This is a genomic window from Pseudoalteromonas sp. S4492 (assembly GCF_005886115.1).
Classification (GTDB): Bacteria; Pseudomonadota; Gammaproteobacteria; order Enterobacterales; family Alteromonadaceae; genus Pseudoalteromonas; species Pseudoalteromonas gelatinilytica.
Window position 1 is genome coordinate 1 of sequence record NZ_PNCP01000015.1, and the last position, 26,465, is coordinate 26,465.

A 26,465-nucleotide genomic window follows, 5' to 3' on the forward strand; every position below is an offset into this window, starting at 1 on the left:
GTGAAACGCTGAATTCTGCATTTTGAGGTGGCTTGGGTATCTATGTAGCCGTAACCAGTGGCGTAGCCCAACGGCAGAAAAGGTATTCAACCAATACAATGGCATTAAAGCCCGCTCTGCAGGTACAAGCCCACGAGCAAGGCACACGGTAACAACTGCTGATATTAATTGGGCAGATATAATTTTTGTGATGGAACATAAGCATAAACAACGCCTAAAAGCGCAGTTTAGCCGTTTATTGCAGCACAAGCCGATTCAGGTACTCGATATACCCGACGAGTACCAATATATGGATGAGGCACTCATTGAAACTTTAAAGCAGTCAGTCGATCGCTATTTCGACCACACTGCATAATAAATAAAACGAGGATAGAACGATGTAATTCCATCAAGGCACAGCAATCCAAACACTTATAGTGTCACTACTATGAGTACGTACTGCTGTGTCTATTTCTTTGAAAGCTAAATGAATCTAGCTACTAATTAGAGTAGATATGGAGAAATATGATGAGAATTAAATATCCTCGTACCCCACACCTTCCATGGTCATTGGGGGCTACGAATGACGACGTAAAGCAACGAGATTTAAGCCATTTTGTAGGCAAACAAGTTGTGGTCACGGAAAAAATGGATGGTGAAAATACCACCTTATACAATGACTACATTCATGCAAGATCGATTGATAGCCGCTTTCATCCATCGCGCGCTTGGGTAAAAGCACTGCAAGCGCAAGTAGGTTATAAAATACCAATCGGATGGCGTATTTGTGGTGAGAACCTTTATGCAAGGCATTCAATCTCATACAACAATTTGCCAAGTTATTTTATGGCTTTTTCTGTGTGGAATGAGCTCAATCAGAGTTTAAGTTGGCAAGACACTAAGCAGTTTCTTGCAAGCTTGGGGCTAACAACGCCAAAGGAGCTGTATGTTGGTCTTTGGTGTGAGCAAACAATTAAAGCTATTTCGATAGATACAGTGAACCAAGAAGGCTATGTGGTGCGACTTGCTGAAGGTTTTCATTACAAAGATTTTGCAAGTGCGGTAGCTAAGTGGGTTAGAAATAACCATGTAACCACCGAGCAGCATTGGATGTACGCAGACGTTATTGCAAATGGTTTACAAAAATCGGCAGGGGGCAAGCATGGAAAAAGTTGAAAACTGGTTAGCCAGCCTTGAGCTGCAAAGTACTCCTAGTTTTGCCGAATGTGTAATGAATCTAGGGCGCTTTTTTCCGTTATTAAATGAATTTGAACAAACAGAGCAGGATTCAATTTGGCATGCAGAAGGTAATGTCGCAATACATACTGATTTAGTGCTTAAAGCACTTTATGAGTTGCTTGCTGCTGAGGCTTCTCATATCACAGGTAAAAAGCGACAAGCATTGATTTTATCTGCCTTACTGCATGATATAGCCAAGCCATTGACCACCCGAAAAAAGGAGATTCAAGGTCAGTTAAGGGTTGTAGCTCCGTTACACGAAGAAATTGGTGCAAGTTATTTAGCAACTAAGTTGATAGAGCTTCCGCTTGAGCACAGTGTGATCATGGTAATTATGGGCTTGGTGGGTTTTCATCAAGTGCCAAAACGCCTTGTGATTAAAAATCAAGAGTTTAGTGATTATTTCAAGTTATCACTAAATGCAGATTTAGAACTTCTCTATTGGCTTGAATTAGCCGATATGCGCGGTCGAGTTTGCAATGACTTGGCAGTACAGCTTGATTTGTTAGAGCAGTATCGCATGTTTGCACAAGATTATGAGTTATGGGGGGTAACTAATCCCACAACTACATATTTAGCGCGGATACAGGTTAAGCCTACTAAGTCAGAGCAAACATTGTTGGATGGTTATGCCATAAAACAGTTAGCTGATGGCGACATTAAGCTTGTCGAAGAAGCCATTGCGAAAAACTATACAACCTGTCAGCAGTACAGTCATTGCTACATTATGTGTGGTATCAGCGGCAGTGGAAAATCAACTTGGATCGCAAATAACTTAGTCGATTTTGAAGTCATCTCACTTGATGACATTAGGGCTGAAATTAACGGTAAACGTAGCTGCCAAAAAAGTCGCGGGCAAGTTTTGCAACTTGCTAAGCAACGCTTTAAAAAGGCACTAGCTGAAAAAAGAAACCTAGTGTGGGATGCTACAAACACTCGTAAAGACTTTAGAGAACCATTGATTGAGTTAGCTATTAATTACGGGGCATTAGTCACATTAGTGGTATTTCAATTAAGTGCTAAAAGCTTAAAACAATACAACCACAATAGAACGTTTAGCGTCAGTGATGACGTGCAGCAAAATCAGCTTAAAAAGTTTGAATGGCCTTGGCAAAGCCAAACACATAGACAATTAGTGATTGGCGAAGCAGGGCAGCTACTTTATCAATTTGGTCGTTTTTAATTGTTACAAAATAGGCTCGCATTGCGAGCCTATTCTTTGTTTTTTAAGCGCTTATTTAAAAAATAATCTAGATAGAATAGGCCACCACTAATCGTAGGAACGAGCACCCATACAGGGAGTTTTATCAGGCTTCTTAATATCATTATTGGCATCAAGATAATAAATGAAAACGTACCCAGCCCTCCATCATCATAGGAAGTGCCACTCTCCCATGTTAATGAAATCAATCCCGCTATTAATATCAGGCTTGCTAAAATTGCGGGTAAACGCAAAGTAATGAGCTTTTTCATATAATTCCTTTTTAATTTTAAATAACAAAACTATTCGCTCTCGTATCGCATAAGTGTCGTTTTAAACAACTGATTTAAAGCATCAAAATCGACGACTTTCTTCTTTACGTTAGCTGTGTAGTTTTCATGCCGTGTTAACTCTGCTTCAATAAACTCATTAATTACAGGCACAGCTGGCGCGTATTCTTTTTCTAAGCTTACCCGTTTTCGGGCGAGCAAATCTGAAATCGCAGCATCCAATGCAAGGTTCTCTTTGACAAGCTCCCTTAGTTTATCAAACTCAATCGGAGCAGGTTCATCGTATTTTTCGAGCCACATAATCGCCAGTAGTGGTCGTAATACGTAAAAGTATTTCTTCAGCGGCACACGCTCTTTTTTTAGATACTCTCTAAAGTTACCTTTTGCCATATGCAGGTAATGATAAATGCCTTTATGAGATGACACTATCTGTGGCATTAGCCGCTTTGCATGTGCAGCAAAAAAGCCATCATCAACATACACTATGGGTGATTGTAACCACTCAATAAACGCGGGATTTGATTTGCTGAATAGTTTGAGTGCTTTACGAATATCCCAACCATTTATATCGATTTCATCGACGATTGGGTATTCAATTACATCTCTTTGCTCTTCAACATCAATTGCTACATACCAATCTTTAGCATGCGCATAAATAAAGCGCACATCATAATCACTGTTAGGACTTGCAAATCCCCATGCTCGGCTACCCGACTCAATAGCAAATAACACTTTAACGTTATGTTCTGATTCTGCCGCTTTTATGCGTCGCATTATTTCAGCTCTTACACTGTCATCGATTGCTGAGTGTGCTGTTGTGTTATTCATTTTGTTTCCTTACTAATTTGCTCCGTGAAGTAATCACGTAGTTGCTTTATTTCTGCTTCGCGAACTGCTTTTCCGATGGCTATGCCGCTTTTACCTTGGTGTATTGCTTGTTGCACAAGTGCTTTTTTATCTAGCTTGTTTAGTTGTTTTACTAAATCCAGTGCAAGTGTTCGTTGCGCATAAGGGCGATGTATAAAACTTGGTCCCCGTCCTTGCGCATCACACTGACACGCATCCAAAAACTGCAAAAAGCGCGCAGGCTTATTTTGCGCATTTAGCTTGTCGACAAGTAATTTATGTAATTTTTTTGGTGTTAGCTGTGCGATTTTGTGACAACGCGTATGATTGTCACTGGTTAATGCTGCCAGCTCATAAAACCGTTTAGGCACTTTTAAACGCTGACAAAACGCCTTGATCACTGCTACGCCGCGTTGTTCATGGCCATGTAAATTGCCGTTTAGCTCAAAGCTCGTCGCCTTGCCAAAATCATGCGTTAATGCGGCAAAGCGAGTTTCTACATCAAAATTTAGCTGAGCCGCTCTTTGCAAAACTAACAGTGTATGGGTGTAAACATCGCCCTCAGGGTGGTGTTCTTTTGGTTGGGGAACACCACTCATTGCATCTATTTCTGGAAACACACCTAGACCATACAACGTCTTGAAGTAAAGCTCAGGGTGAGGCTCAGCAAGTGCTTTTTCGGTTTCTTTCCAAACCCGTTCTGGCGTTAAATAAGCTAATTCACCTTGTTGGTGTATTTGCATCATTAATGCCTTGGTTTCCGGATGTATACTAAAGCTTTCACCAAAACGAGCTAAAAATCGAGCCACTCTCAGTACACGTAATGGATCTTCAGCAAATGCGGCTGATGTATGTCTAAGTACTTTGTTATTTAAATCTTGTTGGCCGTTAAATGGGTCTATAAGCTCGCCATCGGCACTCATCGCCATTGCATTGATAGTTAAGTCTCGTCGCGCAAGGTCGTCTTCTAAAGTTACGCTGGTACAGGCATTCACCGTGAACCCTTTGTAACCACGACCTTGCTTTCGTTCAGTGCGAGCTAAGGCATATTCTTGCTTGGTGGTTGGATGTAAAAATACAGGAAAATCACTACCAACAGTTTCAAAACCTAGGGCTAACATGGTTTCTGGTGTTTCACCCACAACAACAAAGTCTTGATCAGCTGCCGCTCTGTTTAGCAATTTGTCGCGAACTGCACCGCCGACTAAATAAACATGTTTTAATGTGTTTTCCATTGCCGATCATCCTAATTAGGTATCAGTTAATGATACCTGCCAAAGGTTATCATCAAGCTGAGTAAACGTTATCTCTACATGCAAAAGCGTTTTTATGACCTCTGCATTGGTTAAGCCGTGCAAGCTTGGTTCACTGGTTTTGAACTCGCCTTTACCGGCCAAAGCTAATGGCAAAAGCAGTTGATCTGCCAGATGTTCTTCTACTGCCGCTGCTGATTGGATAAATTGTGTAACCTGCTCTACTGCTTTGAGAGCCACTTTTTGTGCTGCAACGCCATGTTGACCAATAACTTCAAAAATACTGTTATGAGTGTCTGATGTTATATGTAGCTGCAAGCTGTTTCCAGCTCCTATACTTTCTACACGAGTTATCGTGGTTTCAGCGCTTGTCCAATCAAGGCCTTGTTTTACAGTGCTAATTTCACGCTTCGCAACATGCCCCGGTAACTTGTTAACAAGTACTTTAATCGCCTTTTTGGCATCCTTAGTTGGCGGTGCAAAATGCGCAAAGGGCTTTAATGTTTCACACGGGTAAATGGTTAACTGCCATTTGCCACCACCGGCAGGGTAAAAGCCATACTTGGTAACTGTAAGCTCGCAATGTACCCCCATTTTTGCTAAAGCTGGCAAATAACAGTGCTCAAAAAAGCACAGTGAAGGTGACATGCCATTATGTGTGCCACCCTCAAAGGTTATGGTAGAGGGCTGCTTTGCTGTCGCTAATGCCAGTAATACAGTTTGGCATACAAGCGTTGTACTGCCTGCTGTGCCAATCGCAAAGTGATAATCCCCCGCTTTTATTTGTTTAGGCGCAAAGCGAATATGGTTTGAGCCCAGTTCAACTCCAGCTGTTTCGGCATCACAGATTTGTTGTGCTGCTAACACACAGGTTAGGTGCTGGCGTAACAGGCCAGGCTTTTTTCGCTTGGCCCGAATATTAACAACTTCAATAGCTTGTTTGGTTAACATTGATAAGGTGAGGGCGGTGCGAAGTACTTGCCCTCCGCCTTCACCTTGTGCACCATCAATTATTAAATAGTTCATTATCATCCTTTTACGCAGACTATTTGCTTTAGCGTATGTACAACCTCAACCAAGTCTTGCTGTGCAGCCATAACCTTTTCAATATCCTTGTACGCATGCGGAATTTCATCAATCACCGCGGCATCTTTGCGGCATTCTACCCCTTGGGTTGCCGCTATTTGATCTTGAATATTAAAGACCTTTTTAGCTTTTGTACGAGACATGACTCGGCCGGCTCCATGACTACAGCTATTAAAGCTATCTGGGTTTCCTAAGCCGCGAACAATAAAAGAGCGCGCTCCCATACTTCCGGGAATAATCCCCATTTCACCTTTTTGTGCACGTACAGCTCCTTTGCGTGTTACAAAACAATCTTTGCCAAAGTGATGCTCACGCGAGATATAGTTATGATGACAGTTAACAGCAAGCTCCGCGGTTTCAAAAGCGATAGGTATTTGCTTTTTAAGCGCTTTGATTGCGTTAAACATCATGATCTCTCTGTTTTTAGCTGCAAAATCTTGCGCCCATTCTACAGCCTCAACATAGTCATCAAAGTATTCGCTTCCTTCTTTCAGATACGCAAGATCCATATCAGGTAAGTTGATTTGATGACGCTCCATCTCTTTTTTAGCCAACTCGATAAAGTAAGTGCCTATGCGGTTACCAACTCCTCGGCTACCTGAGTGCAGCATGATCCAAACTGCATTGTTTTCATCTAGGCAGAGCTCTAAAAAATGATTGCCTGTGCCCATTGTACCTAGGTGATTTACATGATTACTGTTTTTAATTGCAGGGTGCTTAGCGCAGATTTTTTCAAACCGCTTCTCAAGTTTTTGCCACTCACCTGCAACAACATCAGGAATATTATGCCAAGCACCTCGGTCGCGAGCCCCTCTACCTCGGCCCGTGCGACCATGTGGTACCGCAGCTTCAAACGCATGACGAATTGCCGCCAGATTATCGGGCAGTTGCGAAGCCGTTAACGTTGTTTTCGTTGCAACCATACCGCAACCAATATCAACGCCTACCGCCGCAGGGATCACCGCATCTACAGAGGGAATGACGCTACCTATTGTGGCGCCTTTGCCCATGTGAACATCTGGCATGACCGCGATATGAGAATGAACTAGCGACATTTGCGCAATATTATTTAATTGAGCAATAGCTGCATCTTCAAACGGTACGCCTTTTGTCCATGCCTTTATAGGTACCTGTCCTTGTTGTTCGATTGTGTTGTAGTTATTACACATAATTTGATTCCTTACTCGTCCTAGCCTGTTAGGCTATTTTTACGACCCCGTTCATTAGCCCTTCAAGGCCGCCATAAACGGTTAAGTTATTTATTTTTTCTGCGACTTTCTCTAATGCCTCTAACTCTTTAAGGCGCATTAGCGTCGGGTTGTTCTCAATTACTTTCGCGGTGTTGTGTAAGCTGCGTGTTGCTGATGTTTCTTCACGTCGCTTTATTACATTTGCCTCAGCTGCTTTTTGCGCTTCGACTACTTGATTTAAAATGGCTTTCATCTCGCCCGGTAAAATAATGTCTTTCACACCAACGCCAGATAGAGCAATACCAATCTCCTTGAGTTGTTCAATCACCAGCTCTTTCACTGTTTCATTGATATACAACTTATCTAATAAGATATCATCGAGCGTTTTTGTACCAACCGCTTCTCTGAGTGCTAGCTGTAGAGTTTTGTAGATGAATTCATCCAATTTATCTACGCTCTTTGCTGCAAGCTCAGCATCTATCAGCTTGATATTGGCAGTTAAATTAATGCGCAGGCTAACTCGGTCTTTGCTGAGAATTTCTTGCCCAGATACTTCTACGCTTTGTGTTCTACAGTCATAACATTTCACTTCAATATCATGATTAAATTGCCAATAGGCATGAATGCCAGGCTGCAACTTCCCAATAAAATGGCCGTTAATGTAAAGTAAGCCTACATGCTCTTTCGCGACTTTAAACTCGGCGATCGGTTTGATTGCGACTGTTTTTTCGCTTCTAATTAAGCGAGTTGCGCTATTTGCACCAGCTCGATTAACTAAATTTAATAATTGCTCAGGCAGCGCTTGAGTGCTGTTGAGAGTAATTCTTTCAAGTTTTATAGCCCCTGCATCTTGCCAAATATATAAGTGCTCACCAGGAGCGACGATCCCTTGTAGTAAATCATCAACGTACAACATACCTAGCTCGTTGTTCTCAAGTTTCCAATGACTTATATGCTGTTGCAAGATTGGGTTATTGCGGTACAAACGTTCAGTATTTCGCTCTGAGAAATACAGCGAGTTAATATCAAAGGTGACAAACTCAAGCTGATTCTGAAAATCCCAATAACGGTGCTTTCCTGGCATTAACACGTCTGTTAGTTGCTGGTCTTTAAAAACGAGCACTCTTTGGTTCTCTGCTACTAATTGTGTTTTTCTTAACATGTTTTATTTCCTTATTGATAGTTAGCAAGTGTGTATTTGTTAACTGAAAAAGGCTTTGGGTGTCGCAATAACAGGGAGCATCCGGCTTGCTGTTATCGTTCATGCTTAAGCGTTTATCAGTCAGCGCAAACAACGACTTACTAACATTTAAAGTTACGATTTTGACTAAGGCGGGATTTGAACCCGCAACATCCAAATTGGTTTTGGTGCTCTACCTGTTTGAGCTACTTATAGTATTAAGATGGGAATCGAACCCATGACCGACGAAATCATTTCGCTGCTCTACCTCTGAGCTACATTAATAGTTTTGTGATTAGGCATACGTGTTCACAGTGTGTAACGCACCAGGGTGATATTTGAATCACTCCTAATTAATCACACTTCTCTATTCCAAGAGCTGTGCCACAACTAAAAAAGAGTGTTTTTTATTTATTAACACACTGATTTTTATGTTTTTTGTTCTATTTTTGTAGTTTGTGTTGGGTGATGAGGTACTTGACGATAGTGTTATTTGGTATTTAAATGGATACAGTTTCTATCTATAAGGATATATTTTGAAAAGTACGATTGTGGTGAGTATTCTCGGAACTCAATTAGACTATGTGGGTAAGCGCGTAGACCGTTGGGCAAGATGGCGACCCAATGTCAGCTTATGTAGTCAAGAAGAGTTCATCGTTAGTAAGCTGTATATGATGCATGATACTCATAGCTCTCGTTTAGCGAATAATGTTGCAGTAGATATTGAGTCAGTTTCCCCAGAAACCACGGTATGCCTTGAAAATATTAACTTTATAGACCCTTGGGATTTTGAAGAGGTTTACGCCAAGCTCTATGATTGGTGTCATCAACAGCGTTTTGATACTGATCAGCACGATTACTTTTTTCATATCACGACTGGCACCCATGTTGTGCAGATATGTATTTTCTTATTAACCGAGAGTGGTCATTTTCCTGGGCGTTTAATTCAAACATCACCCGATAAGCATAATCAAAATAAAGCGACAGGTAAGATTCAAATTATTGATTTGGACTTATCTAAGTATGATCAACTTGCCACTCGTTTTGATAAAGAGCATTTAGAAGGTAATGCATTTTTAAAAGGCGGTATTCAAACTAAAAACAGTGCATTCAATAAGTTGATTGCGCAGATTGAAGTTGTGGCTATTCGTTCAGATGATCCTATGCTTCTGACGGGCCCTACGGGAGCTGGTAAAAGCCAGTTGGCAACGAGAATTTATAAACTGAAAAAGAAGCGCGCCATTTTAAAAGGTGAGCTTGTGTCGGTTAACTGCGCCACGTTACGTGGTGAAAATGCCATGGCTGCTTTGTTTGGCCACACAAAAGGAGCTTTTACAGGTGCTCAAAAAGAGCGAAGCGGTTACTTACTCACTGCAAATAATGGTGTGCTGTTTTTAGATGAAATTGGCGAGCTTGGTTTAGAAGAGCAAGCAATGCTGTTACACGCTATTGAAAATAAGACCTTTCATCCAGTTGGCAGTGATCAAACTGTTGCGAGTGACTTTCAACTCATAGCTGGCACTAACAAAGATTTAAAAGCCGAAGTCGAAAAAGGGCTGTTTCGTGAAGATTTATTAGCGCGTATCAATTTGTGGAGCTATCAGTTACCGGCATTAAAAGACAGAAAAGAAGATATACCTGCCAATATTGACTATGAAATGGGTTTATTTGAGCAAAAAACCGGGCAGCGAATTCAATTCAATAAAGAAGCAAAGCAGTTGTTTGAGCAGTTTGCTATGTCGAAGCGAGCAGTATGGCGTGGAAACTTTCGTGATTTAAGCTCTGCAATTACTCGTTTATGTACTTTGGCGAACTCTTCGCGTATCACTGTGACGGATGTCAGTGACGAAATCGCACGGTTACAAGACTCATGGCAATCTAATGTGCAACCTAAAGTGTCTAATCGCCTTGCTCACTATTTGTCAGAAGAGCAAATAGCGAATTTAGATCAGTTTGATATTGCTCAGTTAAATTATGTACTTAGTATTTGTGAGCAACATTCAAGCATGGCTTCAGCTGGGCGTGAGTTATTTGATGTGAGCCGTACCAAAAAAGCACAAGCCAATGACTCTACTCGATTACAAAAATACTTACGTAAATTCAATTTAACATGGTCTGACTTAGCTTGAATTATTTGTATATACAAGTTTGAATATTAGGCATTCAGCAAAAATAAACCCCGCATTGCAGCGGGGTTTTTTGCTTTTTAACAACCAGTTAAGAATTAAAAGTCAGTCGGTGCTGGTGGCACGGTGAGTGGCTTTTTCGGATTGTCTTTTAGCTCTTTTAAAAGCTCTTCTACGGCACGTTCAATCGATGGATCTTTACCTTGGTAGATTAGCTCTGGGCGATCAACCACCTTGATATCTGGGGTGACACCTTCGTTTTCGATGATCCAGTTGCCATCGTTATCTAAAACGCGGAATGTTGCCGCGATAACTTGGCCGCCATCGACAAGGCTTGGGTTACCCGAAATACCAATTAATCCACCCCAAGTACGGGTACCAATAAGCTTACCTAACCCTGCTTGACGGAAGTAGTAAGGGATAGCGTCACCGCCTGAACTTGAGTAACCATTGATCAGCATGGCTTTTGGACCATCATGAGCAAATTGTGGCGTTTTCGTTGGCTCAACACCGCGGCGCTTCCAGTAGTTAAGCGGTTTACGAGCAAGCCAGGTGATCATGTGCTCAGGAATAAAGCCGCCGCCATTGTATCGGTCATCAATAATCATGGCGTCTTTGGTGGTTTGCGGCATGTAGTTTTTGAACATGGCGCGGTTACCTTCGTAGGCTGTATTTGGTAAGTGAACATAACCAATACGACCATTTGATAGCTTATCAACGTAGGCTGCACGAGAGTTAACCCAGTCTAAATAACGCAAACCTTGCTCGCTGGCGACAGGCTTAACGGTAACTTGCCATGCACCTTTGCTGCGCGGCTTACTGTTAAGGACTAGCTCAACTTGCTCACCTTGAGTGTTCTCTAGTAATTCGTAGAAGTTAGCGACGTCTTTTACTGAGCGGCCATTTACGGCAATGATGTAGTCGCCGTTATGTGCTTTTACCCCTGTTGTGCCAAGTGGTGAGCGGAAGTCTTCATGCCAGTTTTCACCTTGGAAAATTTGCTCAATTTTTACGTATCCAGACGGATCGCTGGCAAGTTTTGCACCCAATAAACCATGCTTTTTACGCTCTGCTTTTGGCATATCACCCGACTGCACATAAATGTGGCCTGAGTTTATTTCACCTGCGATTTCACTGAGAATGTAATCTAGGTCACTACGGTGTGAGATAGCATCAGCCATAGGTTGATACTTAGCTAAAATTGCGTCCCAATCTTGGCCGTGATGGTTTTCATCGTAGAACCAATCACGTAATGTACGCCAGCCTTCAACATACATTTGCTGCCATTCAATTTGTGGCTCAATTTTTAAGGTCATGTTACTAAGATCCAGCTTATTCGCTGCTAGGTCTTGTTTTGCTTTAGGCTCAATTAAGCTGTAATCGTTACCCGCATGCACTAACAGGTGCTCACCGTTGCTCGAAATAGTGTAGCTGCTTACCCCTTTAGCCACAGTTTCAAGCTCGCTGTCGTGAGCTGTGCCTATTAATTGTAGGCCGCCATTAGCCAGTGTTAGCACGCCACCTTTTACTGCCGTTAAACCGCGGTAATCTCCAGCTGGCGCATTTAAAGCGGTAACGCGCTGCATAAATTCACTGCTTTGCAGGTTATTACTGTTTTTCTTGTCGTCATCTTTTTGTTTATCGCTGACGATTGCTGTTTCGTCACTTTGTAGTGCGATTAGTGGTTTGATGCTGTCATTTACGGCAGCGGCATAAATACGCGTTGCACGATTAAACATGTAATCAAACTCGTAGCTACTAAAGGCTAAGTTAAAGTCGCGCTCAGAACTAAAGTACAGATATTGACCATCAGGAGAGAAAGTTGGGTTTTGCTCATTGGTCATTTCATCCGTTAAGCGAGTCACTTTCTTTTTATCAATATTGTAGTGCCACAGTGAGGCATAGCGGTTTTCATTGTTTTTTACATACACAATGTCTTCGCTATTTGGCGACCAAGTATACTGGCGAATACCTTCTTCATCGTAGATGCTGGTATCAATTTTGTGTTGTTTACCCGATTTTGCATCTATCCACCAGAGTGTGTGGTTTTTATCTGCAAATAACAGTTTTGAGCTATCAGGTGACCAAATTGGTGTAAAGCGCCAAATAGTGCCGTTGCTGGTTAGCTGCTTAGTGGCATTGTTGTCGCTGCGATCTTTTAAGTAAATTTCGTATTCGCCGCTTTCATCGCTCATATAAGCAATATAACGACCATTTGGCGACCAACTTGCGTCAACCTCGCGGCCTTTTGCTGTGTAAGATAGGTTACGTGTTGGGCCTTGTTTAACCGGTACGCTAAATAGCTCACCGCGGGCAGTAAAGAGTGCACGTTTACCATCATGAGAAATCGACATTGAGTCGATAAAGTCACTCACATTTTTTGTGTACGGCATTGCGTATTGACGCACACCAGCAATGTTAATGCTCAGCTTAGTGCTTTTTTGAGTTTTTGGGTCAAAGCGATAAAGGTAACCACCATTTTCATAAACAACAGCATTTGGGCCAGCTGATGGCCACAGTACGTCAAAGTCTTTATGGTTGGTTAGTTTTTTCGGCTCAGCGCCTTTTTGGTATTGATACAGGTTAAGGGTGTAATCACGATCAGATACAAAGTAAATGTTGTCGCCAACCCAGGTTGGTTGCTGATCGGTAGCGCGGTTACTGGTTAGCTGCTCTGAGGTATTGCTTTTTAAATCGTAAACCCAGACATCTTGTGCACGACCGCCACGGGTGCGCTTCCAAGTACGAAATTCACGGTCAATTGGCGTGTAAACATATTTACTACCATCTGGCGAAAGCATGCCGCCGCCGGTTTCTGGAATAGCCAGAGGCTGCTCAAGGCCACCGTCAGCAGGCACCATGTATGGACGACCCATACGTTTACCCCACGGTGTGCGGTTAGCACGAAATACCACATTTTTGCCATCAGGTGTCCAATCGAGAACACGATAATCAAAACCGCCGCGTGGTGGCATTGGGCCAACATCGTTGTAGTAAGTCAGTTGCTTTAAGCCTGAGCCATCGCTGTTAATAACATAAATTTGGCGGCTGCCATTGTACTCGGCTGCAAAGGCAATGCGTTTACCGTCAGGTGAAAACTTAGGGAAGGTTTCAAAGCCAATATGGTCAGTTAAGCGTTTGCTTTCGCCTGTTTGTGTATTAGCAATGTAAATATCGCCACCGTACACAAAGGTAACGTTTTGGTTATGAATATCTGGAAAGCGCAGTAAGCGCGTGTCTTTTGTTTCGTAAGCTGATGCCCAAGGTGCCAGTGTCGCAGCCATGGCCAGTGCCAACGTTGTTAGTTTTTTCATGGGATTACATCCTATTTTGGGAACTGTTACATCATAACAATTCAGTTTTAAATAGCGATGCAGTTGCGATGAACGCAGTGTTACAAAATGTGTCTAGAAATCAATCGATAAATTAGGGGCGTGAATTTAGAGGGAGTATCGGCTAAAGCAAGCTTTAGCCGACAAATCATTACTTGTAGAATACTTCTACAGTGCCTTTTACCTTTAATAGTAAAGGTTGGCCGCGGCGATCAAGCGCTTTTGGAGAAGCGACTTTGATCCAGCCTTCGCTGATATTATATTCTTCAACGTCAAAACGCTCTTTGCCGTTAAGTTTTACACCAATTTCATGCTCGAATACTTCTTCCACATAAAATTTACTACGTGGATTAATAGAAAGTTGGTTTGGTAATTCTGGTTTTTGTGTATCAGTCATAATTGCGATCTGCATTGAATAAATTGTGCGCCATTGTAGGCAATACCTCGCATTGGCTCAAGTATCTGTATGGCAAATTTATGCTTTACTCGCAGGCTTGTTCTGAATGCTCAACACACATAGCTATAGCTTCACTCTTTTTGTCGTAATCGAAGGTTAGGCAGTAATCAAAACGCATGGTTAGCTCAAGTGTTTGATCATCAGTACGTTCAGGCCATTGCCAATCTCTCACTATTTGCCTTGCTGCTTTTCTAACATCTTTACTAAAGCGCTTAGGTGCTGAGTTCTCGATATTAAGGTTTTTCACAACACCATCGGGAGTAACTGCAAAGTTAACAATCGCACAGCCACTACCTTGCTGATTAAGTAGTCCCGTTGGGTATTGTACATAAGGAATATGATCAAGACGTTGCCATGTTGGCTTACCTGTGGAGGTGTCGAGTACCTGTGCTTGAATATCAACAAAAGGGTTTCGGCCTGATAAATCAGGGTTAGCGAATGAACTTATAGATGTGCATACGAGCGTTAATGCGAAAAGTGATTTATACATAGTTTTCCCTAACTTGTTTGTTTTTTAGTCATTTATTAATACTAGTGATGAACTTGCATGATGTAAACATTAAAAAGATAGGTAAAAATTCTGTGCAAATGATTTGTTATACTATATCAATATGCTCATTTGTGTTATTTTATAACAAAACATTTCCCTTAATTACTACAATCAGACCTTATGAAGTACTCAACACTAAGTTTAGCCTTAGCTGCGGCGTTTGCAGCGAATACATACGCAGCTGATAACAGCGATATCGAAACAATCACCATTGAACATAAGCAAGCGTTTCGTGGTGATATTCCAACAAAAGATTTACCGCAATCGATCACCACATTAAGTAAAGACATGATGACTGATAACGGTATCACTAAGTTTCGTGATGCACTGGATTTTTCTGCCAGCATTACTCGCAAGAATAATGGTGGCGCGCTGTGGGATAGCTATTCAATTCGTGGTTTGTCGGGTAACGAAAATATGCCGTCTGGGTATTTAGTTAACGGCTTTAGTGGTGGACGCGGCTTTGCAGGCCCGCGTGATGTATCAAACATTGAATACATCGAAGTATTAAAAGGACCGGGCTCAGCACTCTATGGCCGTTCAGAGCCGGGTGGTACCGTAAACATTATTACTAAAAAGCCCCAGTTTTATCAGCAAGGGCAACTTCAAGCTGAGTTCGGTAGCGATGATCACAAGCGTATTCAAGGTGATTACACTAACGGTCTAAGCGATGATTTAGCGTTTCGTATCAATGGTGCATGGCAAGATAGCGATAGCTTTAGAGATTATGTGCACCACGACAAATTCGTGATTACGCCTTCGCTTTATTATCAAATCAACGATAACTCATCGCTGACTTATGAGTTTGAGTATGTTGACCAACAGCAAATGTATGACCGCGGTATTGTGGTGTTAAATGGTGATTTTGATACCGTACCTGAGTCACGCTTTTTAGGTAACCCAAATGATGCACCAACCAAGGTACACTCACGCGGTCATCAATTAAATTACAGCAACGATCTAAACCAAGCTTGGAGCTTGTTATTAGGTGCTAGTTACCGTACTGCAACGCTAACGGGTTATTCGTCAGATGCTGAGCTGTCACCATCGCGTCAGTCATTATTTGATGATGGCAGAACTTTAACTCGCCAACACAGATACCGTGATTATGAGTCTGATGATTTATCGCTGCGCTTTGAATTAAGCGGTCATTTTGATGTTGCTGGTATCACCAACCATGTAATGATTGGTGTTGATGGTTACGACTATGAGCTACGCACGGGGCTTTATCGCTACCGTGGTGGTAATGGCACTTACACCATTGATATCTATGAGCCAGAGTACAGCACCACTGAAGGCCCTGAAGTAAGCATGCAGTACGAAAATAACGAACAGCAAAATGCGTACGGTATTTACCTGCAAGACCAACTAGATCTAACCGATAACTTAAAAGTGATGTTAGGTCTGCGTTTTGATGAAATTGAACAAGATATCTTTGAAACTAAGTCTGGTGTTGCATCAAACAGCAAAGAAAACCGCATTAGTCCACGTTTTGGTGTGGTTTATGCCCTTAATGACGACATTAACCTCTACTCAAGCTATTCAGAAGGCTTTTTACCACTGAGCGGCACCGATGCCGAAGGTAATCCATTCGGTTTTGAAGAAAGCGACTCGTTTGAGGTAGGTGTTAAATTTAGCTACGCCAATATCAGCGGTACGCTTGCTTACTTTGATGCGAGTAAGAGCAATATGCTGGTGGCAGATCCAGTAAATGTGGGTTATTCAACACCTGTAGGTAAAGCTAATAGCACAGGTTTTGAGTTAGATTTAACAGGTTCATTGGGTGACAATACCGAGTACACCCTATCTTATGCCTATGTGGATGCCGAGACTGCAACAGATAGTCTAAATGTTGATTGGTTAGTGCCAATTCCTAAGGGCAGTCCACTTGTGAACGTACCAAAGAATAACCTTTCGATTGGCTTAAACCATGATCTAAGTGTATTCGCACAAGACATAAAGATTGGTGGTCATTATCAATATGTGTCTGACCGTTTGGGTGACCCAGCTGATCTTACCTTCCGATTACCGAGTTACCAAACTGTTGGTTTATTTGCTAAATGGCGAGCGACTGAACGTACAACGGTATCACTGAATGTTGATAACGTGTTTGATGAGCAATATATCGCCAGTTCTTACAATGCATTGTGGGCCTACCCAGGTGCGCCGACACAATTTAAACTTGGCGTAAGTTATGACTTCTGAACAAGTTAAAAGCCGTATTCACAGTATCGACATCATGCGTGGTGTCGTTATTCTGCTGATGTTACTTGATCATGTGCGAGAGCGGTTTTTCTTGCACATGCAGGTGGCTGATCCCATGGTGGTTGATACCACTTCGCCGGGGCTTTTTTGGAGCCGCTTTGCGGCGCACTTTTGTGCGCCAACCTTTATCTTTTTAACCGGTTTGTCGGCGTGGCTTTATAGTCACCCAGCAAGTGGCGTGGCGCGTTCAGCACGAAGCTTTTTAGTCAAGCGAGGGCTATTTTTAATCGCCCTTGAAGTGACCCTGATTTGTTTTTCGTGGATGGGTTACTACCACACTATTTGGCTGCAAGTGATGTGGGCGATTGGCCTTTGTATGCTGGTGTTAGCAGTACTGATTAAGTTGCCGCGCAATCTATTGCTGGTGCTTGGCTTGGTTATTGTATTTGGTCACAACTTACTGACTCCTATCAGCTTTACGCCCGATGAGTTTGGTTACTCGCTGTGGACGATTTTGCATGACCGAGGCTATCTATCACAAGGTGGTTTAATCGATGTAAAAATTAGCTACCCAGTGCTGCCTTGGATTGGCGTTATCTTATTGGGTTACTGTGCCGGTCCTTTATATGCGCACACTCAATCGGCGGATTCACGTAAACGAGCATTGCTGCTGTTAGCCCTGTTATGTGTGGGGTTATTTGCGCTGCTGCGTGGATTTAATATTTATGGTGAAACCTTGCCATGGCAAACGTTTAGCACCACAACCGAAACCATGATGTCGGTGTTTAATGTGACTAAGTACCCACCGTCACTGAGCTTTTTGCTGATCACGTTAGCAGGCATGTTTGTTGGCTTATGGTTATTTGAAAGACCACTCAACCGCGTTACGAATGCGCTACGTGTATATGGCTCTGTGCCTATGTTCTTTTATATTTTCCACCTCTATGTACTGCTATTTATGTATCAAATAGGCATGCTGATCTGGGGGGCAAATCAAGGGCAATATTTAGGAGTCAGTGATATATCAGGTATTTGGTTTATTACTTTGTTGCTGGCAATAGGGCTTTATTGGCCAACCAAGAAGTTTAGTGAATACAAGCGTAAGGCTAGCAAGCCTTGGTTAAAGTATTTATAACGAAAAATGCCGATATGCTAAGCATATCGGCATTACCTACTTACTATCCTAATTAACTAGTCCTTAGTTAATTCGAGATTTTTTACGACGAAGTGCCATCAGTGGTGCAACAGCTAGTAGTAACCAGCCGAATGAACCGCTTGATGATTTCTTGTCTTTTTCAATCTCAGCTTCTGGAATCACTGCCTCAGGGAAAGTACAGCTACCATCATCAGTATTGGCGCTTTCATCATAGTTAGATGCTGAGCTGTCAGTACAGCCGAGCTCTTCACCATCAGACATCACCGATAATACAAATGAACTCATTGCTGCATCAGTTGGGTTAACACTGTCGCTAACTTTTACTGTTACATCAATGTCACCATGGAAGTTCGCCGCTGGCGTGATAGTCACTGTGCTACCTGATGTGTGACCAGAGACTTCAAAAGTGAAGTTTTCACCTAACACGTCGATTTGGTTGCTCACTTGGTTTTCGTCAGCATAAAGCACGTCAAAACTAATCGATTCGTTCTCTGCCACTGACATATCCGTTAAGGCTGCCATTTCTAGGTTACCGATAACTTCAAGATCAAGGGTGATGGTTTCATCATCTGCGCCAACTAAACCATTTGTAAGAGATAGTTGATGCGTTTGATTCGCCGCTTGCTCACCAATGTATGCTTGGAATTTCACGTCAAACTTAGAAATTTCAGGGCCCGTGTAGTCAAGACAGACAACTAGTTTGTCGTGCAGTACTTCGTCCATATTGTTGAAACCGTACTTGTTACCAATGTTTAAATCGATAGGAATATCACCACTGATAAAGCCACGACCATCGGCAGCTTTCAAGCCGATAGAACCTTGTGCATCAACTAAGCTTAGGTTGTCATAAGCAAATAGTAGCTCGTATTCACCTGGCTCATAGTCAATGCCCATGCGCATGAACATTTCAACGTCAACAGATTGGCCTTCAGTTCTTGAACGCTGGATATTATCCCACTCAAGTACTAACCACTCACGCGATACTGTGTAAGTTGGTGTGATACCTGCGTTGGCGTCATAGTTACCGTAACCACCGTCAACACGCTCTGGGATCATGTTGTCACCAACCCAGAAAGGTGCGATTAGGTAAGGCGGCGGTGGCGGCTGAGTGTAACCCTCAGGCAGTTCAACGTGGAATGGCGTTGTACGGCCTTGCGAACCAAATGTGACTAAGCCAGCTGGGTTAAGTTTAATTGAGTCAAAGTGGTACTTATTAAAGAATGGGAATGACACATCAAGATTAGTGTTCATGATTTCTTTAAATGTGTACTCGAACTCGTTGTAGTAACGACCTTCAACACCTTCTAGTGTACGCCAGCCAAGCTCACGCAGTTCTAGGTAGTAAGGATCTGGTGAATGCGCCGATGTTAATGAACACATTTCGTCAGTGATGTTGGTGGTAATGTTATAATTACGCTCAACATTTTTAGTCGTTTCTTGTACGCCAACCAGTGCTAGTGCATTGCTATCTAGCATAGGTGTTACTGGCGTTGAGTTAGATGCGACAATGCTGTCAGGAACAATGTCTACGCCCACAGGGAACTCAGTGTTTAGAGCAAACTGACGAGCTTCATCTTCGTTATTCGCAATAACGCTGATTTCGAAGTCAACTAAGTCACCTACATATGCCTTGTTTTTGTTAGCAGTAAAGGTCACGTCTTTATCAACTTGCTCGATGATCACTGGTACGAAACCTAGGTTGCCAGCATCTTCAGGGTTGCTACCAATATCAAAGCCACCGAAGTAGATATCGCCAATTTCCATCTCAGGTAGGTTATAAGCAAGGTCAAGTTCAAGCTCGTCATAACCTGGTACGCTGCTTGGGCCTGTTACAGTGAGTGAGCCATTGTCTTCAGTGGTCACCGCTGTAGCAAACGATACTTCGATACCTTCATCAACTTCGCCATACGATAAAGTTTGTAGGCTCATGTATAACGTGAAGTACTCACCGGCTTCAGGATCAACAATGTTACAGAAGTTAGTTAGGGTGTAGCTAGTTGACATACATAGCGTTTCTTCATAAGACGCGATGCCATCACCGTTACTATCTTTACCCATGAAAACAAGTACACGTGATGTGTCGTTCATGACGCTTGCGCTTAGCATTTTTGCGTCTTCAGGCACAGTCGTCCACTGAATGTGGTTGTTGTTTACAGCGTCGCCTTCACCTTCAACCTCTACGCTATCGAATGGGTCGCCAGGTGTGGTGTCGTTGAATAGGTGTACTGTTTCAACTTGGCCTTTTACTAAGCCGTACGATTGTGTGGTTAAGTTACTGATTTCATCAGTATTGAATGGACCAACCTTCATCGTTGCAGAACGGCGGTGTGCATCAATTTGAATATACTCAGGTAAACCAGTATCACCAGTGAAAGTCCATACAGGCATTTCTAAAATAGGTGATTCAGGGTTGCTTGAGGTCATCACGATTTGACCTTGGTTACCCGTGTAATCAACAATTTCTTGTGGTGTTGCTTGTTGGCTTGCTTCAACCGTAACAACAATGCTTTGTGTTTCACCTGCTTTGATATCAAAGTTGCTTGGCTCAACACTAATTTTGCTATTACCAATCCAGTTTTCTGTATGAAGTGTCCAGCTTGCGTCTTCTGTCGCCGTAAAGGTTCTGATAAACGTACACTTAAAGCCACAGTCATTATCAACCATGTAAGCTGTGTTTAGCGCTTTTTCGCGGCCACCTAGGCTTGGATTTGCAGCTGCCATGTTAGCAATGCTTTCATCAAGCAATAGGCCTGCTTTATCAGCACGCTCAACTTGCATTTTACCCGAACCCATTTCAGCAAGGGCAGCATCAAAGCCATCATCGGTGTAGTTGTTTAGGTACTGTGCTAAAGCAACTTGATTGTTTGCAGTTAACATCAATGCTGATTGAATTTGCATTGGTGTCCAATCAGGGTGAGATTGTTTTAACAATGCTGCCGCGCCTGCAACGTGTGGGCTTGCCATTGATGTACCAGACATTGATTGCCAGTCTGACGTCGCAGGGTTGCTGGTAAACGGTTGATCGTCTGATGATGGCGCATAGATATCAACACCCGGTGCAGCAACGTCTACAAGTAAGGTGTCAAAGCCAAAGTATGATGGACCACGGCCAGAGAAGTAAGCAATGCGGTCTTTATCTACGGTATCTACGGTGCCTTCGGTTGCTTCAATGGTACCCATGTGGCTGTCGCCAGTGCTTAACCATTCTAATAAGCTTTTACCATCGACGTTTTTAATGTGAATGGTCGGAATTGGGTATGTAACCGATGGAATTGTGTAGTTATCGTAAAATGATACATGGTTATAAATAATTAAACCTTCTGCACCACCTGCTTTTACGTTTAACGATTTTGAGTAAAGTGGGTAAGAGCTGCGCTTACATACAACAATCACGTCTTGCGCACTTTCATCGATAGCGGTTGTAGGATCATCCACTAAATCAAATGTACCTTCAGGGAATGGCTTGTCACAGTTGGCAAGTGCATAGCTTGAGCTTTCATTTGGATTTTCAAAATCAGTTGCAGGGAAAATCAAACCGGTTAACTCGTTAAAGTTAACGCCTGCGCCTGTGAATGGACCCGGTGCAGAAGTATCGCCACCAGTTAGGTTTTTAAGTTGTTTGTTACCAAAGTTTACTTTGGTTGAAGGGGTATGAGCTGCAACGGTGGTTACCCAAGGTGATGAGTGGTCAGCCGTTGAATATTCAGGGCCACTGTTACCTGCCGCTACCGCCACAAATACACCGCTTTCGGCCGCATTCATGAATGCTTGCTCAATTGGGTCGCTCCATGGATCTTCTTCAAGACCACCTAACGACGCATTCAGTACGTCAACATTATCAATCGCAGCTTGTTCAACGGCTGCTAAGATAGCGCTTGTTGGACAGCCCGCATAAGGGTCACCAGAACCACCCGGCCAACATACTTGGTATGAAATGATATTGGCGTGGGGTGCCATACCTGATACTTGCGGGAAAGTTACATTGGTTTCTAAACCAGATGATTGACTTTCATACTCAGTCAGTTTGTAAGGAATATCGTAAAGGATATTACCTGCTGCTGTACCGGCAACGTGTGAGCCATGGCTATGGTAGTCTTCACCATTTTCAGGGCGAGTCTCTTCAAATACGGAATCCACATAAGCTGCGGTGATCTCAGGGTAAGAATAAACACCAATTAGCTTGTCGTTACACAGATCAGCAAATTCAGCAGTTGCACAGTCACCTAGGTACTTGTCGCCTAGAGGATTGGTGTGAGTGTAACCATCGCCGCCTACAGCTGCGAATGATGGATGATCGGTGTTGATACCCGTATCAATGATACCGACAACCGTGCCTTCACCTTTGTTGCTGCTAGGGTTGCTAGCACTTGCGCTCCAAAGTGCAGAAGCACCTGTTTGCTCAATAGTATTAAACGTATTTAGGCTGTAGATTTTTGAGCGAGTGATCTTCTTAACACCTGCCACTTTAGCAAGGCGCTTTGCTTCATCTTGTGTCATTTTGGTGGTGAAACCGTTTAATGTCACATTGAATGTGCGCTCAACATTTAGGCTCAAGCCTTGCTGGCTCATCGCAGTACTCAGTACTGACTGGCGCTTACTTGCTAGGTGGTTAGCGTAAGTTGCGATAGCAGGCTGCGCCATATTAAGCGTTGAGCGCTTAGTTGCTTGTTGCGTCTGCATTACAACTTCTTTAGTGCTCGCAAGCCCTTTAACACCACCTTGGTAAGTCGAAATAGGTGCATCGTCCAGTTGCACGATATAAGTTTGAATACCACTAATATCTTTCTCTGGTGTGAAAACGCGGCTTTGTTTTTTAACTGTGTTGTTAACCTTGTCTTCCCACACAAATTCATTGGTAACGGTTTGCTTTGGCGCATAGCCTGCTGGCATTTCTGGCCATGCTTGGTCATTTAGCGCAGCAGCAGACGTACCTACACCTAAGTAAAGTGCAGATGCGACCATCACTGATACTTTTTTCATATTGAACATGTGATCTAACTTCCCTCGAAGGATTATAATTATGAGCTCGCGCTAGCGGCGAACGGTTGTAATCAGTAGGGATAGTGTTGAGTTGTGACTATAACATCAATGAAATGTAAACAATTGGCACACACTGTTACAGCTTGGTACATTTTTACCGAAAAACTGCTTATCGAAACAGAATACTTGCTCTTGCTCCGCTTAAGGTTTGCGCGTTATCTAAGCTAAATTTTGCGTTGTTCCACAGGCATAGCTGCTTAACGATTGATAAGCCAAGGCCAACACCTTGATAGCCTGTTTGGTGCACCGAAGCGGTTTTAGAAAATGGCTGCATGAGGCTGGCGCGCATTTTTTCAGGGATCCCCGGGCCATCATCTTCAATCACTAACAAAATGCCGTTTTCGTATTGTGAAACCTTGATATGGATTTGCGTTTTAGCAAAGCGAACCGCATTCCCGAGTAAGTTTTGCAATAAGCGTTGAAAGCTTTGTTTATCAACGCAAATTGCTGTTAATTCGCAGTCAAGACGAATAGCCAAAGGGCTATAGCTTTGAAACTTAGTAATGCAGGGCTGTAATAGTTCATTTGGGCAGTAGTCTTTCACTAACAAAGTGGGTTCGCATTGTTCAAGCTCGGCATAAGTTAAAAACTCTTCGACTAAAAGCTCAAGTTCAATAATGTCTTGCAACACACTGTGTCGGTAAGCGTTGTTATCAACGACTGCTTCGAGGGCGAATTTAGCCCGCGATATAGGCGTTAAAAAGTCATGGGAAACAGCATTGATTAATTCGCGTTGACTTTGATTCCGGTTATGAAGCGCTAATGCCATGTTATCAAAGGTATCGCCAATGCTTTTTAGCAAGCTAAAACGTGTGAAGTGCACTTGTGCTGTAAAGTCGGCATTAGACATTTTACTACTGGCTTTACGTAGCTTATTTAAGTCAAACAGTAGTGGGCCCGTAAAAATCACCACCGCTAAGGCAAGGCTAGAGTAAAACAGTAGGCTCACTAAAGACTGATAACCCTGATCAGCAGGTTGGCTGTATGGGCCTATGCTTAATAGGGTCTGTCTATCATCTGCAAGTTTATGAAAGTAAACATTGTTATTGGCATCGTTAACACTAATTACCTGACCTGCTAAAAGTGATGCCTGTAATTGTTCACCAAGGTAAAAGTTCGCCAGAGGTGTGTGTTTAATAGCAGGGTTATTGGGCGCAAGACTCAAGATGTTTTCTGCTAACTGCTGCTCTGTACTGTAACTCGGTGGGTTTGGAAAATAAGTTTCCAATAACCAAGCGGCACTTCCTAGACAAACAGCTAGGGTTAAATACAAATAACAAAACAGGCGTAGCAAACTGCATTAACCCCACGCTTGTGGAGAAAAAATATATCCTTTACCCCAAACAGTGACGATTTTTTGTGCCGGCACCGCTTCGTCACCGAGCTTTTTGCGTAAGCGACTAATGCGGCCATCGATGGTGCGGCTTTGACCATCGTATTTACGACCAATGGTGCCATCAAATAATTGGTCTCGACTGACCAACTGGCCCGGTGATTTAGCAAGCTGGATCAAAATTTCGAACTCTGCACTGGTCAGTTCAAGTGGCTGGCTATGCAGGTAAGCTTCGCGCTGAATAGTATTAATACTCAACGAGCCAAAGCGAATATTATGGGCGTTGTGAGTGGTGCTTGTTGGTTTTATAGCTTGGCTGCGGCGAATCGTGTTATTTATTCGCGCTAATAAAATGGACGGGGAAACAGGTTTGGTTAGGTAATCATCGGCGCCTAGCTCAAGGCCAGTAATATGATCGACTTGGCTCTGCCTTGCGGTCATAAAAATAATTGGCGTATCTTGGTATTGTTTTAGTTCTTTAAAGATCTCAAAGCCATCTTCCGAGCCTAATCCGATATCGAGCAAAATTAAGTCGTATTTCTTACTACTTGCTTGGTAACAGGCATGGCAACCACTATCAAAGTGTTCAATGATATATCCATGATTGCTTAAATAATTAGAGACTAGCTGGGCAAGTTTTAAATCATCTTCAATATATAAAATAGTATGCTGGCTCATCAAAAAATACTCCATGCGATATCACGTCGGCGTTTTTTAACATGCTGGTGGAATAAACTAATTTCAGTGCTTTCTAGTGGTTCTAGCTGCTCGCTGAGTAGCTCTAACACAATGTTGCGATTGTTTTGCACTGTGATTGCAAAGTTCTGCCCTTGATTTGGCTTTTGGCAGAACAGCCTAATTTCTTGATCGGTAACGCGAATACACACTGTTTCGCTGACTTCGGTATACCAATTAATGGAGACATCCATCACGCAGTCTTGCTCTACCGTTACACAGTTTTCTGGTGTTGCTTCAATGTAGCCTGCTTGTGCAAATGTGCTGCCAACAAACGAAAGGCTGCAAATGAATAAGAGTGAAAAAAGCCGAGAGCGCAACATCATCAGTAATTCCACGCCAAGCCAGCATAAAAAGACAATAAGTTACGGTCATCAATAAGGGGGCTATCGGCGATACCTGAAGATAAGCGTTGGTATTTTACATCGCTTATGAATTGCCATTGTTGATTAAATTGATATTGATAGCTGGCTTTTAGATTGTATTTTTGACTGGAGTGGCCTAAAAAAGGGCTAAACCCGGCTCGTATCTCTTTTGCAGCACTGCCATAGTAGTAATCCACTAAACCGGCACTTAAATGCTGTATTTCAGCGCCGAGTAAAACTAGATGCTGATCAAACAAAAACAAGCGCTGTGCAGACAATGCGCCTTGTAACCCTTTGTGATAGTTGGTGAGCTCCATTGACCAATACGCGCTAAAACGCCAGCTTTGCCAGTCAACAATCGCTTCAATACCGCTCATGGCCGACAGTTTACGTTTTGATATTTTAGTAATATCACCGCGGCGTTTTATCACCACTGGTGCTTCAATGCTTGAACCGGGTGGTGGCGGTGTCATTGAAGGGCGGCCACTGGTTGTTCTAATTGCAGTTAGTGCTGCTGAGTGTTTGGCAAAATACAGCCCATCTTCATTGAGTTGGGTGAATAACGACACTTGATAGTGATCGCCCCACACGGGTGTCCAAGCAAACTGAGTATTTGCAAATGAAAAGTCACCGGCAAATACTTCTATACGCGGTAGGGCATAAAGAGGAATGTCGTCTTTTTTATAAACTGGGTTGTCGAGTTGACCATAGCCTAGGCTTAAACCAAGGCTTACTCCTTCATCAGCTAAATACGCAGAGTCAGTGCTGCTTGCCATTGCTGAAAGGCAAAGCGCACTAATTAAAAATAAAGATCGTAGCCCAAGCGAGCAACTACCTAGAACAGTCACAAATAAACAACCTAAATGAAAAATCTCGTTAACATTAAGTTGTTATTAATGGCT

Annotated in this window: 20 protein-coding genes and 1 tRNA gene; 6 read left to right on the forward strand and 15 right to left on the reverse strand. The window is 42.8% G+C overall.

Translation table 11 applies throughout. The annotated features are described in order from the left end of the window. The first annotated feature begins 22 nt into the window (after positions 1 to 22). The 3 genes from CWC28_RS04520 (at position 23) to CWC28_RS04530 (ending at position 2,401) form a co-directional block, all read left to right on the forward strand. Positions 23 to 355: a low molecular weight protein tyrosine phosphatase family protein gene (locus CWC28_RS04520; protein WP_063700795.1), complete on the forward strand. Its 333-nt coding sequence runs from the start codon at positions 23 to 25 to the stop codon at positions 353 to 355. A 149-nt stretch (positions 356 to 504) separates the two neighbouring features. Continuing rightward, on the forward strand, positions 505 to 1,155 hold the full coding sequence (locus tag CWC28_RS04525; RefSeq protein ID WP_063700797.1) for an RNA ligase family protein: 651 nt from the start codon (positions 505 to 507) through the stop codon (positions 1,153 to 1,155). Then, positions 1,142 to 2,401 carry an AAA family ATPase gene (locus CWC28_RS04530; protein ID WP_063700799.1) on the forward strand — a complete coding sequence of 420 codons (1,260 nt, stop codon included), beginning with the start codon at positions 1,142 to 1,144 and terminating at the stop codon, positions 2,399 to 2,401. The genes CWC28_RS04525 and CWC28_RS04530 overlap by 14 nt, the downstream gene beginning before the upstream one ends. 29 nt (positions 2,402 to 2,430) lie before the next feature. Here CWC28_RS04530 and CWC28_RS04535 read toward each other — a convergent pair whose 3' ends face one another. The 7 genes from CWC28_RS04535 to CWC28_RS21890 form a co-directional block, all read right to left on the reverse strand. Beyond that, positions 2,431 to 2,691, reverse strand: coding sequence for a hypothetical protein (locus tag CWC28_RS04535; RefSeq protein WP_063700801.1), 261 nt, complete (start codon positions 2,689 to 2,691; stop codon positions 2,431 to 2,433). 30 nt (positions 2,692 to 2,721) lie between these two features. Continuing rightward, entirely contained in the window at positions 2,722 to 3,537 is an 816-nt protein-coding gene (locus CWC28_RS04540) for a nucleotidyltransferase domain-containing protein (RefSeq protein WP_063700803.1), read from the reverse strand. After that, the gene (locus CWC28_RS04545; protein WP_063700805.1) at positions 3,534 to 4,790 is read right to left on the reverse strand and encodes a multifunctional CCA addition/repair protein; all 1,257 of its coding nucleotides are present in this window, start codon (positions 4,788 to 4,790) and stop codon (positions 3,534 to 3,536) included. Before CWC28_RS04545 ends, CWC28_RS04540 begins: the two co-directional genes overlap by 4 nt. A gap of 15 nt (positions 4,791 to 4,805) precedes the next feature. After that, entirely contained in the window at positions 4,806 to 5,834 is a 1,029-nt protein-coding gene (gene rtcA / locus CWC28_RS04550; RefSeq protein ID WP_167350233.1) for an RNA 3'-terminal phosphate cyclase, read from the reverse strand. Positions 5,835 to 5,836: 2 nt separating this feature from the next. After that, on the reverse strand, positions 5,837 to 7,063 hold the full coding sequence (locus CWC28_RS04555; protein WP_058586008.1) for an RtcB family protein: 1,227 nt from the start codon (positions 7,061 to 7,063) through the stop codon (positions 5,837 to 5,839). A gap of 28 nt (positions 7,064 to 7,091) precedes the next feature. Then, positions 7,092 to 8,246: a slipin family protein gene (locus CWC28_RS04560; protein WP_063700808.1), complete on the reverse strand. Its 1,155-nt coding sequence runs from the start codon at positions 8,244 to 8,246 to the stop codon at positions 7,092 to 7,094. 233 nt (positions 8,247 to 8,479) lie between these two features. Further along, positions 8,480 to 8,550: transfer RNA gene (locus tag CWC28_RS21890), tRNA-Ser, on the reverse strand. Between the two features lie 250 nt (positions 8,551 to 8,800). Between CWC28_RS21890 and rtcR the strand changes: the two genes are divergently transcribed. Beyond that, entirely contained in the window at positions 8,801 to 10,393 is a 1,593-nt protein-coding gene (gene rtcR, locus CWC28_RS04570; protein WP_240494346.1) for an RNA repair transcriptional activator RtcR, read from the forward strand. Between the two features lie 95 nt (positions 10,394 to 10,488). Here rtcR and CWC28_RS04575 read toward each other — a convergent pair whose 3' ends face one another. From CWC28_RS04575 to CWC28_RS04585, 3 genes are all read right to left on the reverse strand, one after another. Next, the gene (locus CWC28_RS04575; protein WP_138624790.1) at positions 10,489 to 13,704 is read right to left on the reverse strand and encodes a S41 family peptidase; all 3,216 of its coding nucleotides are present in this window, start codon (positions 13,702 to 13,704) and stop codon (positions 10,489 to 10,491) included. Positions 13,705 to 13,873: 169 nt separating this feature from the next. Beyond that, on the reverse strand, positions 13,874 to 14,119 hold the full coding sequence (locus tag CWC28_RS04580; protein ID WP_171037140.1) for a DUF3297 family protein: 246 nt from the start codon (positions 14,117 to 14,119) through the stop codon (positions 13,874 to 13,876). A gap of 85 nt (positions 14,120 to 14,204) precedes the next feature. Beyond that, the gene (locus CWC28_RS04585) at positions 14,205 to 14,669 is read right to left on the reverse strand and encodes an energy transducer TonB family protein (RefSeq protein WP_063700813.1); all 465 of its coding nucleotides are present in this window, start codon (positions 14,667 to 14,669) and stop codon (positions 14,205 to 14,207) included. A gap of 180 nt (positions 14,670 to 14,849) precedes the next feature. On the opposite strand from CWC28_RS04585, the gene CWC28_RS04590 reads away from it, so the two are divergent. Continuing rightward, the gene (locus CWC28_RS04590) at positions 14,850 to 16,934 is read left to right on the forward strand and encodes a TonB-dependent siderophore receptor (protein ID WP_105173854.1); all 2,085 of its coding nucleotides are present in this window, start codon (positions 14,850 to 14,852) and stop codon (positions 16,932 to 16,934) included. Next, the gene (locus CWC28_RS04595) at positions 16,924 to 18,069 is read left to right on the forward strand and encodes an acetyltransferase domain-containing protein (RefSeq protein ID WP_138624791.1); all 1,146 of its coding nucleotides are present in this window, start codon (positions 16,924 to 16,926) and stop codon (positions 18,067 to 18,069) included. Before CWC28_RS04590 ends, CWC28_RS04595 begins: the two co-directional genes overlap by 11 nt. Before the next feature lie 63 nt (positions 18,070 to 18,132). On the opposite strand, the gene CWC28_RS22645 is transcribed toward CWC28_RS04595, so the two are convergent. From CWC28_RS22645 to CWC28_RS04620, 5 genes are all read right to left on the reverse strand, one after another. Then, positions 18,133 to 23,079, reverse strand: a complete 4,947-nt coding sequence (locus CWC28_RS22645; protein ID WP_138624792.1) for a S8 family serine peptidase — start codon at positions 23,077 to 23,079, stop codon at positions 18,133 to 18,135. 160 nt (positions 23,080 to 23,239) lie between these two features. Further along, complete coding sequence (locus CWC28_RS04605) at positions 23,240 to 24,358, reverse strand: ATP-binding protein (protein ID WP_063700826.1); 1,119 nt, start codon at positions 24,356 to 24,358, stop codon at positions 23,240 to 23,242. Positions 24,359 to 24,430: 72 nt separating this feature from the next. Continuing rightward, positions 24,431 to 25,141: a response regulator transcription factor gene (locus tag CWC28_RS04610; protein ID WP_063700827.1), complete on the reverse strand. Its 711-nt coding sequence runs from the start codon at positions 25,139 to 25,141 to the stop codon at positions 24,431 to 24,433. After that, positions 25,141 to 25,524, reverse strand: a complete 384-nt coding sequence (locus tag CWC28_RS04615) for a DUF3019 domain-containing protein (RefSeq protein ID WP_063700828.1) — start codon at positions 25,522 to 25,524, stop codon at positions 25,141 to 25,143. The genes CWC28_RS04610 and CWC28_RS04615 overlap by 1 nt, the downstream gene beginning before the upstream one ends. Beyond that, positions 25,524 to 26,411 (reverse strand): MipA/OmpV family protein, encoded by an 888-nt coding sequence (locus CWC28_RS04620; protein WP_105173857.1) that lies wholly within the window; start codon positions 26,409 to 26,411, stop codon positions 25,524 to 25,526. Before CWC28_RS04620 ends, CWC28_RS04615 begins: the two co-directional genes overlap by 1 nt. Between the last annotated feature and the right edge of the window lie 54 nt (positions 26,412 to 26,465).

Coding starts and splice junctions, on each gene's coding strand:
- CWC28_RS04525 (WP_063700797.1), top strand. CDS start 505: ATGATGAGAATTAAATATCCTCGTACCCCACACCTTCCATGGTCATTG.
- CWC28_RS04530 (WP_063700799.1), top strand. CDS start 1,142: ATGGAAAAAGTTGAAAACTGGTTAGCCAGCCTTGAGCTGCAAAGTACT.
- CWC28_RS04535 (WP_063700801.1), bottom strand. CDS start 2,691: ATGAAAAAGCTCATTACTTTGCGTTTACCCGCAATTTTAGCAAGCCTG.
- CWC28_RS04540 (WP_063700803.1), bottom strand. CDS start 3,537: ATGAATAACACAACAGCACACTCAGCAATCGATGACAGTGTAAGAGCT.
- CWC28_RS04545 (WP_063700805.1), bottom strand. CDS start 4,790: ATGGAAAACACATTAAAACATGTTTATTTAGTCGGCGGTGCAGTTCGC.
- rtcA (WP_167350233.1), bottom strand. CDS start 5,834: ATGAACTATTTAATAATTGATGGTGCACAAGGTGAAGGCGGAGGGCAA.
- CWC28_RS04555 (WP_058586008.1), bottom strand. CDS start 7,063: ATGTGTAATAACTACAACACAATCGAACAACAAGGACAGGTACCTATA.
- CWC28_RS04560 (WP_063700808.1), bottom strand. CDS start 8,246: ATGTTAAGAAAAACACAATTAGTAGCAGAGAACCAAAGAGTGCTCGTT.
- CWC28_RS04575 (WP_138624790.1), bottom strand. CDS start 13,704: ATGAAAAAACTAACAACGTTGGCACTGGCCATGGCTGCGACACTGGCA.
- CWC28_RS04580 (WP_171037140.1), bottom strand. CDS start 14,119: ATGACTGATACACAAAAACCAGAATTACCAAACCAACTTTCTATTAAT.
- CWC28_RS04585 (WP_063700813.1), bottom strand. CDS start 14,669: ATGTATAAATCACTTTTCGCATTAACGCTCGTATGCACATCTATAAGT.
- CWC28_RS04590 (WP_105173854.1), top strand. CDS start 14,850: ATGAAGTACTCAACACTAAGTTTAGCCTTAGCTGCGGCGTTTGCAGCG.
- CWC28_RS04595 (WP_138624791.1), top strand. CDS start 16,924: ATGACTTCTGAACAAGTTAAAAGCCGTATTCACAGTATCGACATCATG.
- CWC28_RS22645 (WP_138624792.1), bottom strand. CDS start 23,079: ATGTTCAATATGAAAAAAGTATCAGTGATGGTCGCATCTGCACTTTAC.
- CWC28_RS04610 (WP_063700827.1), bottom strand. CDS start 25,141: ATGAGCCAGCATACTATTTTATATATTGAAGATGATTTAAAACTTGCC.
- CWC28_RS04615 (WP_063700828.1), bottom strand. CDS start 25,524: ATGATGTTGCGCTCTCGGCTTTTTTCACTCTTATTCATTTGCAGCCTT.